We start from the raw sequence: 16,702 nt of genomic DNA, 5'->3' as shown, positions 1-16,702 counted from the left end.
GTCAGTCCATCCCCAGGGGGCCGTCAGCGGCGCCGGCCAGGAACTGGCGGACGAAGGGGTTGTCGGAGCCGAAGGCTCCGTCGGCATCGCCGTAGTGGACCATCTTGCCCTTCCAGATCACCGCGACGTAGTCGCTCACCTCGCGCGCGGTCGGGATGTCGTGGGTGATCACGATGTAGGTGCCACCGTGTTCGGCGTGGACCTTGGCGATCAGCTGCGACAGCAGCTTGGTGCGCACCGGGTCGAGCCCGGAGTCCGGCTCGTCGAACAGCACCACGTCGGGCTTGAGGACCAGGGCGCGCGCGAATCCGGCACGCTTGCGCATGCCGCCGGAGATCTCGTTCGGAGCCTTGTCGATGGCCTTCTCCAGACCCACCTCGACGAGGTTCGACATCACGATGTCGCGGATCTCGCGCTCGGACTTCTGTGTGTGCCGGCGCAGGGGGAACGCGACGTTGTCGTAGAGGTTCATCGACCCGAAGAGCGCGCCGTCCTGGAACAGCACGCCGAACCGCTTGCGCAGTTCGAACCGCTCCTCCTCCGAGGTTCGCCAGATGTCGGTGCCGAACACCTTGACCTGCCCAGCATCGGGCTCCAGCAGACCGACGATGTGCTTGAGCAGCACGCTCTTGCCCGTACCTGACGGCCCGAGCACCGTCGTGATCGCGTCGTCCTTGAAGTCCACGGACAGCCCGTTGAGGATGTGCGACGAGCCGAAGCTCTTGTACACGTCACGGATCTCGATGGTGTGCTCAGCAGCCTGGTCGACATGGGCGACCCGGTCATCGAGCGGAAGCACGGCGGTCATGGAATCTCCTGGAGACATTGCAGGTGCAGTGGAAGCGGTGGAAGCGGGAGCAGGGGTCGGCGCCGCGAGACCCGGCGTCAGGTGCCGAAGGCCTCGGTGAGTGCGTTGCCGTAGAAGATCTGCGCCATGATCGTGGCGATCACGCTGATCAGGACGAGGTTGACCAACATGCCCTGGGCTGTGGCGCGACCCACCCCGACGGGGCCACCGGAAGCGTTGTAGCCGTAGTAGCAGGCGACGACGGTGATCACGAACCCGGTCACCGTGCCCCACACCACCGCAGCAAGGAAGTCGCGCGGGCTCTGCAACAGGAACAGGATGTAGTTGAAGCCGCCGGCGGAGACCGAGCTCATCAGGTCGACGAAGAACAGCTTGCTGGCGACGAAGAAGATGCCGAGCGAGGTGACGAACAGCGCCGGCAGAACCAGGACGCTCGCGATCACCCGGCAGCCGACGAGGTACGGCAACGACCGCACGCCCATCACGTCCATGGCGTCGATCTCCTCGCTGATCCGCATCGCGCCGAGCTCGGCAACGATGCCGCAGCCGTACTTCGCAGCCAGCACCCAGCCGAAGACGATCTCCACGACTCCGCGCATCATTGGGACGGCGGGAATGGCCGCGACATAGCTCTCGAGGCCGATGCCCTCGAAGAGGAAGCTGCCGGTGATACCCATCAAGGCACCCAGCATGAACAGCATGAACAAGATGACCAGCGCGTTCGAACGGATCAGGGTCGCGCACTGGCGCAGGATCTCGCCGGGGTAGAGCCGCACACAGACGGGCAGTTCCTTGACCACGCGGATCCCGAAGGCGACGAGCGAGCCGGTGTCCTCGAACGGGCCGCGCATCTTGCTCGACTCGGCTAGACGCAGGGCAGTGCGCTCAGATCGCGTCGAGCGTCGGGCCGGGCCCTGCTCCCTCTCGGCAATCTCGGTAGAGCGGTCGGCGGTGTCGGTCACTTGAAGGCCCCCAGACCCGGGAAGAAGCCGAGAATCACGGCGTTGTAGCCGAGTTGCATGATGAAGAGCGCGAGGAACGCAATGACGACGGCCTGGTTGACCGCCTTGCCGAGGCCCATCGCGCCGCCCTGGGCGGCAAGACCCTTGTAGCAACACACCGCGCCGATCAACAGGCCGGCAAGGAAGCAGTTGAACATCAAGGTGACCAGCTCAACGGTACTCATCGTCGACCAGAGGAAGCTGTAGAAGTCCACCCTCGGGATACCGCCGACGAACCAGGCGCCGAACTGGGACGACAGCACCGTGATGATCTCCGCCGGGATCGCCAGCAGGGTGGTGATCAGGGTGATGGACACCATCCGCGGCAGCACCAGCGTGCGGATCGGATCGATCCCCATCACTTCCATGGCGTCGAGCTCTTCGCGCACCTTGCGCGATCCGAGCTCGGCAGTCAGCGCGGCACCGATCACCCCGGCAACCAGCAGCGTCGCCACCCAGACCGTGAAGGTGCGCGTCGACTGCACCAGCAGCAGCGGGCCGTAGAGCTCACCGACGCCGGCCAGGTTGACGAACTGCATCGACGGCACCGAGAGCGCGAGCAGGAAGCCGAACAGCGCGATCGAGATCGAGAGCCAGGAGCGCTTGATGGTGAAGTGCATCTCGTCGAGCACGTCGTTCCAGTACCCGCGGGGGTGGCGGATCGCGCTCCACAACACCTTCCCGAGCAGCAGCGTCATGCCGCCGGCTTCCGCCGTCACCGAGCGGATCGGGCCGGGAACATTGGCCACGAACAGCGAGAGCTTGCTCCCGTAGGGGCCGTCGGGCTCGATCGGCGGCCCGTCGTACACGGGTGCCTCAGCCTCGAGGTGCTGGCTCACCGACTACTCCTTCGCGCTCGCCGTGATGACGGGCAGGTTTTTAATAGGTCTTAAAATCGAAGGTACATTAGAAATGCGGGGCAGATCAACCCGCCGAGACCAATTCGCGCTCGGTGATGCCCGCGAACAGCTCCAGCAGGGCGGCTCCCTCTCCGTCCATCACGATGTCGCCGGCGGCGAGCGCTGCAGCGAGGTCGACCTGGCCGCGGCACACTCCGACGGCGGTGCCTGCGGCCATCGCGACGAAACCGGTCACCCCCGGCTCGCCGCGACGTCCCGGCCGCACCTCACCACTGCCGCAGTCGACGAGCAGCACGCAGTCCGGATCGATCAGACCGAGACGGAGCCGTTTCGCGTGGCCGTGGTGGCTCGCGGCGTACGCCGGGGCGCGCAATGCTCCCTGGATCGCGTCTCCGACGTACTGGACGTCCTCGTCCGTACAGGTGACCAACATGGCTGACCTCCGGTTCTCCGGCGAGCAGGGCTGCCCGACGGTGCAACACTGCGTCGCCAAGGGGGTCGAGTGGGCCCGGTCACATACGTATTTCGATACGTATGTGAGTCGCCGCAGACCGTTGACCGAGAGGCAGCCGAGCAACCGGGTCTCGCGCGATATCGTGAGAGACCCCGGTCACACACGCCCGTCACACCAGGAGACGTGGGTCGTTGACAGATCGAGGGACACATCGGCCAGGGCGAACGAGGGTGATTGCACGAATGACCTCGGCGACGGACGTCGGTCCGGAGACCAGTCAGCTACCTGTCGAGGTGACCTCCTTCGTGGGGCGCCGCGCCGAGCGCTCCGACCTTCGTGAGCTGCTGGCCGGCAACCGACTGGTGACCCTGACCGGCTTCGGCGGCATCGGCAAGACCCGGCTGGCGCTCAAGGTCGCCGCGGAGGTACGCCGCGCGTTCAAGGACGGCGTCGTGTTCGTCCCGCTCGCCTCGCTCACCGAGCCGGACCTGCTCGCCAACACGATCGCCGCTGCCCTGGGACTCGAAGGGCGCTCGACGCGCGCGGCCGCCGCGGTCACCGTCGAGTACCTCAGGGGCCGCGCCACCCTGCTCGTCGTGGACAACTGCGAGCACGTCGTCGACGCGGTGGCGATCCTGGCCGACACCCTGCTCCGCACCTGCCCGGACCTGAAGATCCTCGCCACCAGCCGGGAGCCGCTGCGCATCCAGGGCGAGGCGATCCACGCCGTGCAGCCCCTGAGCGCACCACGACGCGGTGACGGATCCCCACTGCAGGGCTACGAGGCGGTCGAGCTCTTCCTCGAGCGCGCACGTGCACTCGTGCCGGACATGGAGGTGACGCCGGAGAACCGCGACGCCATCGGCACCATCGTGTCCCGGCTGGAAGGCATCCCCCTGGCCATCGAGCTGGCAGCCGGACGCCTGCGGGCGATGACGCCCCAGGAGATGGAGCGCAACCTCACCGAGCACTGGGAGCTGTTGAGCCGTGGCAGCCGCACCGCGCCACAGCGCCAGCGCACGATGGCCGCCTGCATCGAGTGGAGCTTCGACCTCTGCACGGCAACCGAGAAGGAGCTCTGGGCGCGGCTCTCGGTGTTCGCCGACGGGTTCGGGATCGACGCAGCGCGCGAGGTGTGCGCCCCCATCGACGAGGCCTTCGACGACGTGCTCCTCGACCTGGTGGACAAGTCGATCGTGATCCCGCTCGCCGGCTCCGAACACACCACCTTCCGGATGCTGCCGCCCATCCGGCACCGCGGCATCGCACAGCTGGAGGCGCAGGACGAGCTCGCACACTGGCGGCGCCGCCACCGGGACTGGTACACCGCCTATGCCCGCAAGGTCGCCGCCGAGTGGCCGAGCGCCGCACAGGTCGGACACCTCGAGCGGTTGCGACGCGAGCGCCCGAACATCACCGCGGCCATCGAGTTCTCCACCATGACCCCGGGCGAAGTCCAACCGGCGCTGGAGATCGGCGCCTGCCTGCTGGAGTACGGCGAGGCCGACGGCGTCTATCGCGACAGCCGGGTCTGGTTCGACCGGCTCTTCGCCCAGGACCCCGAGCGCACCGAGATCCGCGCCCGGGCGCTGCGCGCCGCCGCCTGGTTCGCCGCCATGCAGGGTGACCTGGACCGCGCGGGAGTCCTGCTCGAGGAGGGCCGCAGCATCGCGCACGAGTTCGGTGGACACACCGACGTGCTCCTCACCCAGGCAACGGCCTTCGTGGCGATGTTCACGGGCGACGCCGACGGCGCCGCCCGCCTGTTCGACGACGCCATCGTCGGTTTCCAGAAGTACGACGACGTGGGCCAGGAAGCGCACACGTTGGCCCTTTCGGCGCTCAACCACGTGATCCGGGGCGACCTCGGCGCTGCCCTCGCCGCCCACGAACGCTGCCTGGCCCTGACCGAGCCGGCCGGCGAGCTCTGGTACCGCTCCTACTCGCTGTGGATCATCGGCATGGCCCTGGTCGTGGCAGGGCGCGCCGACGAGGGCAACGCGGCCCAGCGCGAGAGCCTGCAGATGAAGCGCTCGACCCGCGACAACCTCGGGATCGGAACCTCGGTGGAAGCGGTCGCCTACGCCTGCGCCGAGGACCTGCCGGAGCGTGCCGCCGAGCTCCTCGGCGCGGCCGACGCCATCTGGTCACGCATCGAGACCTCCACCGCGGCGCTGCCTGGCCTGCACGCGCTGCACCTCCAGTGCGAGACCACCGCACGCGCACTGCTCGATCCGGCCGTCTACGACGAGGCGTTTGCCCGAGGGCGCGCACTGACTCCCGACGCGGCCATCGACCTGGCGCTGGAGGAATCGACCCCCACCGCGCCGCGCAAGGCCGCCGGAGCGCCCCGTCGCAGCACTCGACGGGCGGGACCGTCGGGAGCGTTGACCCCGCGCGAACGTCAGATCGCCGAGCTGGTGGCGACCGGCGCGACCAACAAGGACATCGCGAGCACGCTCGTCATCTCCAAGCGCACCGCCGAGACCCACGTCGAGCACATCCTGACGAAGCTCGGGTTCACCAACCGCGGTCAGATCTCCGCCTGGGTGACCGAGCACTCGGACTCCTCCAGCTGAAGGTAGGCCGGTTCGACCACCCGGACCAGCGCCCCCCAGAGGTCACCCAGCGCGCGCCTGACCGGCGCCGAGCAGCCGGCACCGTCGACCACCACCAGGGCCAGGCGGGGCGGCGACAACCGCAGCACCCGATCTGCGCCCAGGCCGGTGATCTCGATGGCGGCATCGCTGGTCAGGTGCACCACCGTCGCGTCGACGGCGAATGCCGTGCGCAACACCTCGACGCCGGTGGGTCGACGCGGTACGGCGACGCCGCCGCGTCTCGCCAGGACAGCGGTACCAAGCTGCGCCGCCACGGTGGACAGGACGGGAGCCGAACCCACGAGGACGGTGTCCGGGCCGACCTCGACGTCTCCGAACAGCTCGCGGGCGTGCGCGCGACCGAGCGCGTCGTCGACGGGGTCCGGCAGACGAATCTCCACGGGGCGGTGCGACGGTCCGATCACGTGGTGCAGCGTCCCCGACGGAGCCGCGTCGACCACGCGCACCGGGGCCGCACTGCGCGCGAGCGGCAGGCTCCGGTGGTCCGGGAAGTCCGCATCAAGCCCGTAGCGGGCGCGGATGTACGGCGTCAGCGACACCAGCGCCCGGGCGGTCGCCTGCTGTCCGGTCGAGGCGACGACGACGAACGCGCCGCTGGTGTTGATGGCGAAAGCCATCTGCTCGAGCGTGTGCGCCGGGTCGAGGACCATCAGCACCAGCCCGGCCCGTCGTACGCCGACGAGGAACTCGTAGACGCCGGTCGAGTGCTCCGAGAGCAGGGCGACCACGTCACCGCGCTGCAGGTCGTGCCCCGCGAACAGCGACGCGAGCAGCATTGAGCGGCCGGCCAGGGTGACGTGGTCGAGCTCGGGGGCACTGTCACTGGACAGCAGCGCACAGCCGCGGAGCGCCGCGACGCCGGCTTCACTGATGCTCACGAATTTCCACCCTCCTGACCACTTCAGATGTTCCCGGTTGCCCGGGCACTGACGGATCGGGGTGAATACCTACGTACGTACGTATCGGCGAAGCGGCCGGGTCAGGCCACGAGGTAGATCACGACGAGCGCGACGAAGGTGATCCCGACATAGCCCTCGACGAGGAGCCGCAGCGGGAGCGGCGCCTCGCGGATCTCCATGAAGTGCAGCGCCACCAGCCGGATCTTGACGAAGGCGATGGCCAGCAGCAGTAGACCGACGGCCGCCGTACCGCCGTGCTGTTCGAGACCGACCACTGCGGTGAGCACCGTGGCGGCGACCAGGATCATCCACACGTTGGTCTGACGGTTGCTGAAGAGTCGCGCGAGCATGGCAGTCACCTCACCGGATCAGGTACAGCAGGGGGAACAGGACCAGCCACAACAGGTCGACCATGTGCCAGTAGATGGCGCCACACTCGGCGAACTTGCGCTGCCCGGCGCCCAGCTGCACCCGCCGCGCCGTGCGGATCATGAAGGTCATGATGATCGCGCCGATCACCAGGTGCGCCAGGTGGATGCCGGTGAAGACGAAGTAGTACATGAAGAAGTCGTTGCTGCCGCCGGTGTAGCCCTCGTTGACCAACAGGGTGTACTCAGCGGCCTTGATGGCGGCGAAGCCCAGCGCGCAGGCCAGCGTCAGCGTGAAGAACCGGCTCGAGGCCCGCGACCCGTCACCCAGGCGACGCAGTCCGTGGATCACGAACAGCGAGCCGGTCAGCAACAGCGCGGTGTTGATGATGCCGAGAACGGGGTGGAGTTCGTGCTGCGCTGCGGCGAACATCCCCGGGTCGTCCCCGCGAGTGACGAGGATGGTCCCGAAGAACAAGGCGAACACAGCCATGTCGCCGAGGATGAAGACCCACAGGCCCTCCTCCCCGGGGATCCGCTTGCCGTCAGCACCTCTGCTGTCCGGCGTCACGGATGGTGCCGTCTGGACGCTCACGTCGCGGCCATGGCGTCAGCGCCACGCTCGACGGGCGTCTCCACCGGCGGCACTGCGCGCAGCAGCATCACCGAGCCGACCAGGAACCAGCCGCCGAACAGTGCTGCTGCCAACCAGAAGGAGAGCAGGCCGTTCCACGCGAAGGGACCCGTCTTGAAGAAGAGCAGCAGGAAGGCCGGCAGGAAACAGAAGGCCGCCCAGAAGTTGAAGTAACCGAACCAGCGCGGGAACGGCGGGTTCGCGCGCTTGTCGGAGAGGATCGCGACGCCCCACGAGACGCACTGCAGGATGGCCGGCGGCCCGTTCATGATGAACGGCACCCAGGCGAGGTCGATCAGCATCCGGAGCAGATCGGGGTCGCGGTCGGGACGGAACGCCGCAGCCCCGAAGATCAGCACCGGCAGCGAGATGGCGAAGAGCCCGCCGGCGGAGCCGATGATCTGGATGTAGGCGAGCGGCGAGAAGTCGCCCTCGATCCGTTTGATGTGAGCGGCGATGAGCGCCCCCATCGGCACCGTGAAGCCGGCACCGAAGAGCATCAGGACTGCGCCGAGCCGGATGCCGTTGTAGTCCTCGGCGATCTGCCGAGCCACCTCGTCGGCGGTGTCAGACGGCGAGGGCGGGGGCATCCATCCGGCGGCGATCAGGCCACCGAACAACAGCACCACGAGCATGAAACCGCTGCAGGCGCAGGCGATCTGGACGGGCCGCGACATCATGGCGTCTCCTCAGACTTCGTTGTCCGAACCACGGACTTTCTATGGCTCACTAATTTTTAGTCTAAAGTAGATTCTTGTGAATGGGCAACCGGTTGGCGGAATGCTGCCGCGCCGCGACGCTCCCGCCCGGGTCCTCCTCCTGCACGGGATGGGCTGTGGCCCGTGGGTCTGGCGCGACGTCGAACAGGCGCTGCCCACCCACCTCACGGCCCTGCCGGTGGTCATCGCAGGTCATCGCGGCGGGACCCGGCTGAGCCGCACCGCTGCGAACACCGTGCCCGAGCAGATGGTCGACGACCTGGAACGCCAGCTCGACCACCTCGGCATCGACCGGATCCACGTCGTCGGCAACTCCCTGGGCGGCTGGCTCGCGCTGCGCCTCGCCGAGCGCGGCCGCGCGTTGAGCGTGCTCTGTCTCGCGCCGGCCGGCGGTTGGCGCCCTGGTTCGGTCGGCGAACGGCTCGTGGTGTCACGCTTCGTGATCGGCCACCGCATCGCCCGTCGCCTGGATCGCAAACCGCGCCTGCTGCGCGCCACCGGGGTACGACGCGCAGTGCTGGCGCCCGTCGTCCACGACCCGATGTCCGTGGAGCTCGCGGACGCTGTCAGGTTCGTCCAGGACCTCGCCGACTGCCAGGCGTTGCGGGCCGCGATCGTTCACCCGCCGGCGCGCGAGCTGAACGCGATCCTCCGGATCGGCGCCCCCACCACGATCGCTTGGTCCGGCGACGACCGGGTGCTCTCTGGCCCGTGGGCTCGAGAGGGCTTCCGGCACCTGCTCGTCAACGAGGTGGACATTCCCGACGTCGGACACCTGCCGATGCTCGACGACCCCGGCGTCGTGGCCGGCCTGATCGCGAATCGGGTCAGGAGCGCAGCTCCGCCGTCGCCGTGACAGCCATCAGGTCATCCTGCTCGAGCTGGCCCAGCGCCCGCCATGTCAACCAGGTCCCGAGCGCGGTGAAGAGGAAGAACTCCACGAAGACGACCCAGAAGCTGATGCCCCCGTGCCACGCGAACAGCCCCGTCTTCACGAACGGCATCACCGTCAGCGGGAGGTAGCAGAACGCGGTGAAGAACGAGACGTAGGCGAACCAGCGCGGGTAGAGCGTCGTCACCCTGCGATCGCGCAGGATCGCGGCGCCGATCGCCACGCTCTGCAGGGCAGAACACACGAAGGTGGTGTCGAAGAACATCCAGCCGAAGTCGTAGAGCGTCTGCACCATCTCCGGCGAACGCTCCTCGACCCGGAACGCGGCCGTGATCCAGATCGTCGCCGGGACGAAGGTGACCACACCGGTCAGCAGTCCGCCGATCACCTGGATGCCGGCCAGCGGGCCCATCGGGCCCTCGATCCGTCCGATCACCTTCGAGATCGCCACGCTCCAGGTGACGTAGAAGGGGCCAGCGAACGCCATCAACACCATGCCGAGGGTCAGCCCGGTCTTGTGCTCGACGAAGTAGGCGTGGATCTGGTTCGCCGTCCAGTCCTCGCCCGGCGGGGGCCAGAAGCCCGCGCACACGGCGAACCCCAGCAGGCCGAACACGACATAGCTCCCGACGAGCAACAGGGCGACCCGCAGCGTCACGTAGTCCCCGTGGATCCGTGCCCGATCGGCCGTGGCACCAGGGCTCTCGGTCAATGTCATCAGATCTCCTCGATCCTTCTCAGCACTTCGCGGCATCGCCTTCGCGACGCCCGGGGTCGGCCGGACACGGGATGTTGCGAGCTCCGCGCACACCGCGCGGGTCGCTGGTCGGCAACTTGCAGTAGGAGAGCGGCGTCGTCCGTGTCGATTCGTCGAACGGTGACGCCCACTTCCCGGCAGGGAGGAAGCCCTTCACGCACATCGGGGGCTTGTCAGCGTTGGCGAGGGTCAGGCGGACGGCGTGGCTGCTGAGCGCCGGCAGCGTGACCGACTGGACCGTCGCCACCGCGAGTGGGTAGTCCGAGAGGATCTGGGCGAGGTGGCTGTCGTAGGTGCGCAGAATGCCGAGGACGGGGTTGGCGCGTTGCACCAGGGGCGGCAGCGAGATCGAGAGGTCGTCGACCAGTCCGACGGTCTCGGTCGTGAAGGTCGGCCCGTCAGCGAGGAGCTTGCGTAGGTCAGCGTCGCCGGCCCGGAGCTCCGCAGTGACCTGGTCGAGGTTCCGGGTGAGTCGGGCGATGCCCTCGCCTTCGCCGTTGATCGTGCCGAGCACGGGTTCGATGTCGCGCAGCAGGTCGGCGGTCGGTCCGAAGTTCGCGTCCGCGGTTTCGATCAGGTTCGAGCCGCTGTCCAGCAGGGTCTGCAGGTCTCCGGCCCGGCCGGAGAGCGCCTGGCCGCTCTCGTCGATGAGGAGGGACAGCTTCTCCTCGTCGAGGCTGGACACCAGCGCCTGGACGTTGTCGAGCACTGGTCCGATCTCCACCGGGTACGACGTCCGGTCGAGCGGGATCAGATCTCCGCCCGCCAACGGAGCGCCCTCGGCGGCGGGCTCGTCACGAGCGGGGACCAGGGCGACGTACTGCTCCCCCACCGCGGATCGGCTGTGGATCTCCGCGGTCACCGACGCCGGGATGTCGACGTCGTCAACGAGACTGAACCTTGCCACCATCCGGTCGCCGGCGAGCTCCAGGTCCTCGACCTTCCCGACCGGGTGGCCCAGGTAGGTCACCTCGGCACCGGGGTAGAGCCCGGCCGCCTGGGCGAACTCCGCCGACACCTCGTGGCGGCCGATGCCGAGCTCTTCGGGAACGCGCAGGAAGGAGACCGCGAGGATCACGGCGCCCACGACTGCCGCGATGGCGAAGGCGATCAGCTGCTTCCGGATGATCGGTGCTGCCCCCTTGAGGATCATCGTCCGCCTCCCAGCAGGCCGCCGAGGAGTTCCTCGAGGGTGTCGGCGATGTCGGGGCTGCTGCCCGGATCGCGCGTGGTCGGGGCCTTGCCGTCCGAGCCGGCCTTGTCAGTCGAGCCGCCGGCGCGGGTGCCGCCCGTGAGGCCGTTCAGCAGTCCGGTGACACCGTCGAGCGTGCCGCTGAGGAGGGCGCCGAGGTTCGGAAGGCCGGGGAGTCCCGGGATGCCGATGGAGCCGTCTGGACGGATGAAGCCGTTGAGGAGCGCCGAGTTGGTCAGGTCGACCATCGCCGTGAGGTTGCAGTACGACCCGCGACAGGCGTTCTGGACGGTCTCGGGAGCGAACGGGAAGGTCACCGCGAAGCCCAGGGCTGACACTGCCGAGTTGCCCGCCGCCGTGACGGCCTCCAGCACCGGGACCAGGTCCTGGAGATCGGCCAGCAGGTCCTCCTTGACCCGTCCGACGAGCGGGGTGGCGACGTCGCTGAGCCGGGTGAGGGCGGTGAGCGCCTTGGTGAGGTCCGGGCGGTTCTTCGCGAGGACCTCGAGCGCGGGGCCGATCTCGTCGAGGGCGGTGGTCAGGACACCACGGTTCTTCGCGAACCGCTCGGAGAGGCGGGCCATGTCCCGGACAGCCGCGAGGATGTCCGTGCGCTGGTTGTCGAGTGTGCCCACGAAGGAGTCGAGCCGCGGCAGGAGGCTGGCCACTGCCCGGTCGTTGCCACCGAGGACCTTGTTGAGCTCGGCGGTGATCGTCGCGATCTGCTCCAGGCCGCCACCGTTGAGCGCGAGCGAGGCCGCCGACAGCACCTGTTCGGTCGACGGGTAGGCGCGGCCACGGTCAAGGGTGATCCGGTCGCCGCTGCGCAGGGCGCCCGCAGCCTGACCATCAGCCGTGGCCGGCGCCACCAGCTCGAGGTAGGCGGCACCGAGCAGCGTGTTGACACCGACCTTGGCGAGGGTGTTGGCGGGCAGAGCGACATCGGGCTCCAGCGTCAGCTCGGCGACGGCGTGCCAGTTCTCGACCCGGACGTCGGTGACCGTCCCGACGGCTACGTCGTCGACCTTCACGTCGGCGTTGACGTTCAGGGTGCCGACATCCGGGAGCTCGACCGTGAGCTTGATGGCGTCGTCACCCTTGCCCTTGCCGCCCGGCAGGACCATCGAGTCGATCCCGTCGAAGCGACAGCCGGACAGGAGCACGACCAGGGCGAGCACGCACACCAGTGCGAAGCGTCGTGCGGTGGTGGACCTCATGACCCGGCCCCGGCAATCAGGAGCAGGAGGGCGTCGAGCAGCTCCTGGGACTGCGGGCTGTCCACGACCTGGCCGAGCAGGTTTCCGAGAAGGTCGTTGCAGAGCTTCTCGGTGCCTGCCTCGTTCGTACCGGCCGCGCCCCCGATCGCGCCACAGATCAGCGACCCGGGCGAGAAGATGTTCGCGGAGTTCAGGTTGACCCCGACGGCGTTCTGGCCCTCGTGGTACGACTCGGTCAGGTTCTCGAGCGCATTCGGTGCAACGTGCAGGATCTGCGCGAGGTCGCCCTGCTGCTTGTTGACGACCTGGACGATGTCCGAGAGCCGGGTGACGGCGGTGTTCAGTCCGGCCCGGTTCGCCTTGATGAATCCTTCGACGTCGCCGACCGCAGCGCTGAGGTTCCGCAGGGCGCTGCGCACCAGACGCTTGTCATCGACGAGCATCGCCGAGACCGCGTCGAGGTTCTGGATGAACTTCTTCATCTGCCCATCACTCTGGGCGAGCGCTGCGACGAACACCTGCAGGTTGCGCACCACCGAGAACGCGTCGTCCCCGCCGCTGTCGAGGACGCCGACCGCGTTGGAGAGGTCGGCGATCGTCTGGTTGATCGTGGCGCCCTGGCCCTCGAGTGCCTTCGACCCCGCACCCACCACGTCCGAGAGGGCCCCGGACTTGTTCGCGCCCCGCGGACCGAGCGCCTCGGCCAGCCCGTTGAGCTGCTCCTTGATGTCGTCCCACTCGACCGGGACAGCGGTGTCGGCGAGCTCGATGGTCGATCCGTCGGCGAGGACCGGCCCGCCGTCGTACCGCGGCGTCAGCTGTAGGTAACGGCTGCTGACCAATGAGGGCGCGACGATGACCGCCTTCGCGTCCTTCGGGATCTTGACGTCGGCGTTCACGTGGAAGGCCACCCGGACCTTGGTGCCCTCGGGATCGATGCTGTCGATCTTGCCGACCGGCACACCCAGCACCCGGACCTCGTCGCCGGCGTAGATGCCGTCCGTGCTCGGGAACCACGCCACCAGGTCGGTGCTGCCCTTGTCACGGAAACCGACCGTGAGGACGGCGACGGCAACCACGGCGAGCGCAACGAGCATGCGCAGCCGCGGCGTTGCGAGGATGTTCTTGATCGTGCTCATCGGCCGATCCCCTCACCGAAGAGACCCGGCGGGCCGAGCTCGGAGAGCTGGGGCTGGAGCATGTTGCCGGGCAGCAGGTTCTGGAGGTACGCCGAGAAGAACTCGCCGCTCGACACGACCTCGCCGAGACCGGTGGCATACACCGACAGTCCGCGCAATGTCTTGCTGATGTTGGCCTTGTTGGTCTGCAGGGTGCCGATCACGGCGTTGAGCTCCTCGAGAGCGGGTCCGATGGTGTCCTTGTTGTCCGCGACGAGGCCCCGCAGCTCGGTGGCCATGGCGGAGAGGTTCACGAGCAGCGCCGTGATGTCCTGTCGTCTCTTCAACAGCTCGGTGAAGAGCACGTTGCCGTCCTTCATCAGGGCGGTCAGGTCGCCGCTGCGGTCGGCGAGCACGTCGCTGAACTGGTCGGCGTTGGCGAGCAGGCTGCGCAACGAGTCGTCGCGGCTGCTGATCGTCTTCGACAAGCGGCTCACTCCCGTGATGGCGTTGCCGAGCTCGGGGGTGGCCCCCTCAAGGGTCCCTGCCACCGTCTCGAGTGCGGCCGCGACCTTGTCGACGTCGATGTCCTCGGCCTCCTGCTGGAGATCGGCGAGCGCGTCGGTCACTTCGTACGGGACGCTCGCCCGCTCGATCGGTATCCGCGCGCCCTCGGCGAGCGTGCCGCCCCCTTGCGAGGTGAGGACGAGCGCCTTGTCGCCGAGGACGGTCTCGACGCTGACCTGGGCCGTCGTCTCCGTGCCGAGCTCGATCCCGGTTTCGGTGAGGCCGAACTCGACGAGGACGCCTTCGCCCTCCAGGCTCACCTCGCCGACGCGACCGACGGTGAGACCGCTGACCCGGACCGGGTCGCCCTGCTTGATGCCCGCCGCTTCCGGCAGCATCACGCTGTACTTGCGTCCGAAAGCGCCCACGACGCCGTCGATGTTGAGCACGAGGAGCATCGTCATGACCAGCCCCACCACCACGACCAGGCCCAGGGGCAACGGGTTTCGTTCACGGAACATCTTCATCGCTCGCCCCTCCTCTCCGGATCGTCCTGGCAGCGTTCGACCTGGCTGCGGACCATGGGTGTCTTGATGGGCTTGCCACCCGGTCCACTGATCACGACCTGCACCGCACAGAGGTAGAAGTTGAAGGTGTTCCCGTGGGAGGCGATCCGGTCCAGCACCTGGTAGGCGCCGGGCAGGGACTTCAGGACCTTGTTCAACGTCGCGGTGTTCGTGTTGAGCAGCTTCGCCAGGTCCTTGACCGCAATCAGGGTCTCCTTGAACGGCTGGCGCCCATCGTTGAAGAGGTCGGCCAGCGCGGCCGCCATCTTGTTGATCGAGGTCACCGACTTCGCGATGGGGTCCTTGTCCTTCGCCAGCCCGGAAACCAGTTCCTGGAACTGTCCGATGGTCTGCCGCAGCTGGACGTCCCGGGTGTCGAGGCTGCCCAGCAGGACGTCGAGGTTGTCGATGAGCGAGGTGATCGCGGTGCTGTCGTCGGCCAGCCCGTTGGTGAGGCTCGACGTCTTCGCGAGGAGCGACTCGACCGTGCCGCCGCGCCCCTGGAGGGTGGCGATCAGGTTCTCGGCCAGTTCGTTGACCTCGGCGGGCTCGAGTCCGCGAAAGAGCGGACGGAAGCCATTGAGCAGTACGTCGAGGTCCAGCGCCGGTGTGGTGCGGTCGGCCGGGATCGTGGCTCCGTCAGCGAGTGGCTGGCCCTGGTCCGGGGACTGCTGGAGCTCGAGGTAACGGTCTCCGAGGAGGTTCTCGTAGCGCACGAGCACCTCGGTCGCGTCGGTCAGGGTCTGGCCCTCGTCGACATGGAACGCGACCTCGACGCGGTTGTCGTCGACCACGTCCAGGCCGTCGACCTGGCCGACCCGGACCCCGGCGACCCGGACCACGTCGCCGCCCTGCAGCCCGCTCACGTCGGTCATCACGACGCGGTAGCTCCGGGTCGGCCCCAACCGGGTCTCACCGAGCGTGAGATAGAGCAGGCCGAGCACGAGCAGGCCGACGATCGCGAAGATCGTGAGTCGGATGGCTTCTGCGTGGATCTTCACTGGGGTGTCCCCCTCTCCGGCATCGGAATCTGGCTGTTCTTCAGGCGCGGCAACCCGTGGCAGTCGGGGCCGCGATCCTCCGGTTGCCCCGGAAGGTCCTTCGGCACCGTGTAGTGCGAGAGCTCGGAGCGAACGCTCACCAGCGCACGCAACGAGGCGTCCGTACCGCCGATGACGTCGGCCATCACCTTGCGGGTCTCGTCGAGGCCCTTGAGGAAGCACGGCAGCTCGGTCGAGTACGCACGCAGCGTGGCCGCCGTGGGACGGGCGGAGTCCAGCAACCTGGCGAGTGCATCACCGTTGTCACCGAGGAACTCCGCTGCGCGGCCGCCGAGGAGCGAGAGATCCACGAGCAGGCGATCCAGCGCCTGCTCCTCGTCGGCGATCGTGCCGGCCGTCACCGTCGCGTTGCGCAGGATCGCCAACAGGGCCGGCGAGACCTCGACCGCAAGGCGTGCGAAGCGCGCCACCTCGTGCAGGTCCCTGCGCAGCTGCGGAAGGAGGGGCTCGAGCTTGGTGAGGTAGGCGTCCGCCTTCTGCGCAATCGCGGCGATGTCGTCACCACGACCCGACAGGGTGGTGGCCAGGACGGTCAACGTGCCGTTCAGGCCGGCGATGTCGATGCCGTTCAGCACCCGGTCCAGGCCGTCGAAGACGGTGTTGATCTCCGTCGTCACACCCGAGGCATGGATGGTCGCGCCGTCCTGGAGCGAGGCGCCCCCGGACTGTTCCGGCGGGATCAGTTCGACGTACTTGGCACCGAAGACGGTGGTCGCCCGGATCTCGGCGACGACATCGGCAGGGATGCCGTCCAGCTCGTCCCGGTCGATCTCCAGGGTGATCTCGACGGCATCACCCACCGAACGTACGGCTCCGACCCGACCGATCTCGACGCCGCGCATCTTGACCTTGCCGCCGGGATCCATCACCAGGCCGGCACGGGAGGTCTGCACGGTGATCTCGGCCGGGTTGCTGAACGCGCGCACGTACAACGCCCCGGTGAGCGCCACCGCGGCGACCACGACGAGGACCAGCCCCACCCCGGCGATCCGGAGCGTGCGGGGGGAAGTGACTCTGCTGCTCACGTG

General features: G+C 68.1%; 17 protein-coding genes. 2 read left to right on the top strand and 15 right to left on the bottom strand.

Annotated features, from left to right (window positions below):
• Position 1: 1 nt before the first annotated feature.
• The 4 genes from ACOACQ_RS12265 to ACOACQ_RS12250 all read right to left on the bottom strand — a co-directional run bounded on the left by ACOACQ_RS12265 (position 2) and on the right by ACOACQ_RS12250 (position 3,102).
• The gene (locus tag ACOACQ_RS12265; protein ID WP_420288364.1) at positions 2–808 is read right to left on the bottom strand and encodes an ABC transporter ATP-binding protein; all 807 of its coding nucleotides are present in this window, start codon (positions 806–808) and stop codon (positions 2–4) included.
• Positions 809–885: 77 nt separating this feature from the next.
• Entirely contained in the window at positions 886–1,659 is a 774-nt protein-coding gene (locus ACOACQ_RS12260; protein ID WP_420288363.1) for an MlaE family ABC transporter permease, read from the bottom strand.
• 107 nt (positions 1,660–1,766) lie between these two features.
• Positions 1,767–2,648 carry an MlaE family ABC transporter permease gene (locus ACOACQ_RS12255; protein ID WP_420288362.1) on the bottom strand — a complete coding sequence of 294 codons (882 nt, stop codon included), beginning with the start codon at positions 2,646–2,648 and terminating at the stop codon, positions 1,767–1,769.
• Between the two features lie 85 nt (positions 2,649–2,733).
• On the bottom strand, positions 2,734–3,102 hold the full coding sequence (locus tag ACOACQ_RS12250) for a hypothetical protein (RefSeq protein WP_378596752.1): 369 nt from the start codon (positions 3,100–3,102) through the stop codon (positions 2,734–2,736).
• 263 nt (positions 3,103–3,365) lie between these two features.
• Here ACOACQ_RS12250 and ACOACQ_RS12245 point away from each other — a divergent pair, with 263 nt between their 5' ends.
• Complete coding sequence (locus ACOACQ_RS12245; protein WP_420288361.1) at positions 3,366–5,702, top strand: LuxR C-terminal-related transcriptional regulator; 2,337 nt, start codon at positions 3,366–3,368, stop codon at positions 5,700–5,702.
• Here the strand turns inward: ACOACQ_RS12245 and ACOACQ_RS12240 are convergent.
• The 4 genes from ACOACQ_RS12240 to ACOACQ_RS12225 all read right to left on the bottom strand — a co-directional run bounded on the left by ACOACQ_RS12240 (position 5,657) and on the right by ACOACQ_RS12225 (position 8,325).
• Positions 5,657–6,622: an AMP-binding protein gene (locus tag ACOACQ_RS12240; protein ID WP_378596750.1), complete on the bottom strand. Its 966-nt coding sequence runs from the start codon at positions 6,620–6,622 to the stop codon at positions 5,657–5,659. The genes ACOACQ_RS12245 and ACOACQ_RS12240 overlap by 46 nt on opposite strands.
• Before the next feature lie 101 nt (positions 6,623–6,723).
• Complete coding sequence (locus ACOACQ_RS12235; protein ID WP_378596749.1) at positions 6,724–6,993, bottom strand: cytochrome C oxidase subunit IV family protein; 270 nt, start codon at positions 6,991–6,993, stop codon at positions 6,724–6,726.
• 10 nt (positions 6,994–7,003) lie between these two features.
• A complete protein-coding gene (locus ACOACQ_RS12230) occupies positions 7,004–7,606 on the bottom strand; it encodes a cytochrome c oxidase subunit 3 (RefSeq protein WP_378596748.1) in 603 nt (200 codons plus the stop codon).
• On the bottom strand, positions 7,603–8,325 hold the full coding sequence (locus ACOACQ_RS12225; protein WP_378596747.1) for a hypothetical protein: 723 nt from the start codon (positions 8,323–8,325) through the stop codon (positions 7,603–7,605). Before ACOACQ_RS12225 ends, ACOACQ_RS12230 begins: the two co-directional genes overlap by 4 nt.
• 100 nt (positions 8,326–8,425) lie before the next feature.
• Between ACOACQ_RS12225 and ACOACQ_RS12220 the strand changes: the two genes are divergently transcribed.
• Positions 8,426–9,220, top strand: coding sequence for an alpha/beta fold hydrolase (locus tag ACOACQ_RS12220; RefSeq protein WP_378596746.1), 795 nt, complete (start codon positions 8,426–8,428; stop codon positions 9,218–9,220).
• On the opposite strand, the gene ACOACQ_RS12215 is transcribed toward ACOACQ_RS12220, so the two are convergent.
• The 7 genes from ACOACQ_RS12215 to ACOACQ_RS12185 are packed head-to-tail and all read right to left on the bottom strand — an operon-like array spanning position 9,192 to position 16,699.
• The gene (locus ACOACQ_RS12215; protein WP_378596745.1) at positions 9,192–9,974 is read right to left on the bottom strand and encodes a hypothetical protein; all 783 of its coding nucleotides are present in this window, start codon (positions 9,972–9,974) and stop codon (positions 9,192–9,194) included. The genes ACOACQ_RS12220 and ACOACQ_RS12215 overlap by 29 nt on opposite strands.
• A 19-nt stretch (positions 9,975–9,993) precedes the next feature.
• Complete coding sequence (locus ACOACQ_RS12210) at positions 9,994–11,166, bottom strand: MCE family protein (protein ID WP_378596744.1); 1,173 nt, start codon at positions 11,164–11,166, stop codon at positions 9,994–9,996.
• Complete coding sequence (locus ACOACQ_RS12205) at positions 11,163–12,422, bottom strand: MCE family protein (protein WP_420288360.1); 1,260 nt, start codon at positions 12,420–12,422, stop codon at positions 11,163–11,165. The genes ACOACQ_RS12210 and ACOACQ_RS12205 overlap by 4 nt, the downstream gene beginning before the upstream one ends.
• Positions 12,419–13,561, bottom strand: coding sequence for an MCE family protein (locus tag ACOACQ_RS12200; RefSeq protein WP_420288359.1), 1,143 nt, complete (start codon positions 13,559–13,561; stop codon positions 12,419–12,421). Before ACOACQ_RS12200 ends, ACOACQ_RS12205 begins: the two co-directional genes overlap by 4 nt.
• Positions 13,558–14,574, bottom strand: a complete 1,017-nt coding sequence (locus tag ACOACQ_RS12195; RefSeq protein ID WP_420288358.1) for an MCE family protein — start codon at positions 14,572–14,574, stop codon at positions 13,558–13,560. The genes ACOACQ_RS12200 and ACOACQ_RS12195 overlap by 4 nt, the downstream gene beginning before the upstream one ends.
• A complete protein-coding gene (locus ACOACQ_RS12190; protein ID WP_420288357.1) occupies positions 14,571–15,614 on the bottom strand; it encodes an MCE family protein in 1,044 nt (347 codons plus the stop codon). Before ACOACQ_RS12190 ends, ACOACQ_RS12195 begins: the two co-directional genes overlap by 4 nt.
• A complete protein-coding gene (locus tag ACOACQ_RS12185) occupies positions 15,611–16,699 on the bottom strand; it encodes an MCE family protein (protein ID WP_378596736.1) in 1,089 nt (362 codons plus the stop codon). Before ACOACQ_RS12185 ends, ACOACQ_RS12190 begins: the two co-directional genes overlap by 4 nt.
• Positions 16,700–16,702 lie beyond the last annotated feature (3 nt).

It is taken from the genome of Nocardioides sp. CPCC 206347, assembly GCF_048654605.1.
Classification (GTDB): Bacteria; Actinomycetota; Actinomycetes; order Propionibacteriales; family Nocardioidaceae; genus Nocardioides.
Note: the sequence above shows the minus strand (reverse complement) of the source record. Positions and strands in the feature narration are given on the sequence as shown.

Bases quoted from the DNA above. Each gene is read 5' to 3' on its own strand.
- ACOACQ_RS12260 (WP_420288363.1), bottom strand. From the start codon at position 1,659: ATGCGCGGCCCGTTCGAGGACACCGGCTCGCTCGTCGCCTTCGGGATC.
- ACOACQ_RS12200 (WP_420288359.1), bottom strand. From the start codon at position 13,561: ATGAGCACGATCAAGAACATCCTCGCAACGCCGCGGCTGCGCATGCTC.
- ACOACQ_RS12250 (WP_378596752.1), bottom strand. From the start codon at position 3,102: ATGTTGGTCACCTGTACGGACGAGGACGTCCAGTACGTCGGAGACGCG.
- ACOACQ_RS12210 (WP_378596744.1), bottom strand. From the start codon at position 11,166: ATGATCCTCAAGGGGGCAGCACCGATCATCCGGAAGCAGCTGATCGCC.
- ACOACQ_RS12265 (WP_420288364.1), bottom strand. From the start codon at position 808: ATGACCGCCGTGCTTCCGCTCGATGACCGGGTCGCCCATGTCGACCAG.
- ACOACQ_RS12195 (WP_420288358.1), bottom strand. From the start codon at position 14,574: ATGAAGATGTTCCGTGAACGAAACCCGTTGCCCCTGGGCCTGGTCGTG.
- ACOACQ_RS12225 (WP_378596747.1), bottom strand. From the start codon at position 8,325: ATGATGTCGCGGCCCGTCCAGATCGCCTGCGCCTGCAGCGGTTTCATG.
- ACOACQ_RS12220 (WP_378596746.1), top strand. From the start codon at position 8,426: ATGCTGCCGCGCCGCGACGCTCCCGCCCGGGTCCTCCTCCTGCACGGG.
- ACOACQ_RS12215 (WP_378596745.1), bottom strand. From the start codon at position 9,974: ATGACATTGACCGAGAGCCCTGGTGCCACGGCCGATCGGGCACGGATC.
- ACOACQ_RS12245 (WP_420288361.1), top strand. From the start codon at position 3,366: ATGACCTCGGCGACGGACGTCGGTCCGGAGACCAGTCAGCTACCTGTC.
- ACOACQ_RS12235 (WP_378596749.1), bottom strand. From the start codon at position 6,993: ATGCTCGCGCGACTCTTCAGCAACCGTCAGACCAACGTGTGGATGATC.
- ACOACQ_RS12205 (WP_420288360.1), bottom strand. From the start codon at position 12,422: ATGAGGTCCACCACCGCACGACGCTTCGCACTGGTGTGCGTGCTCGCC.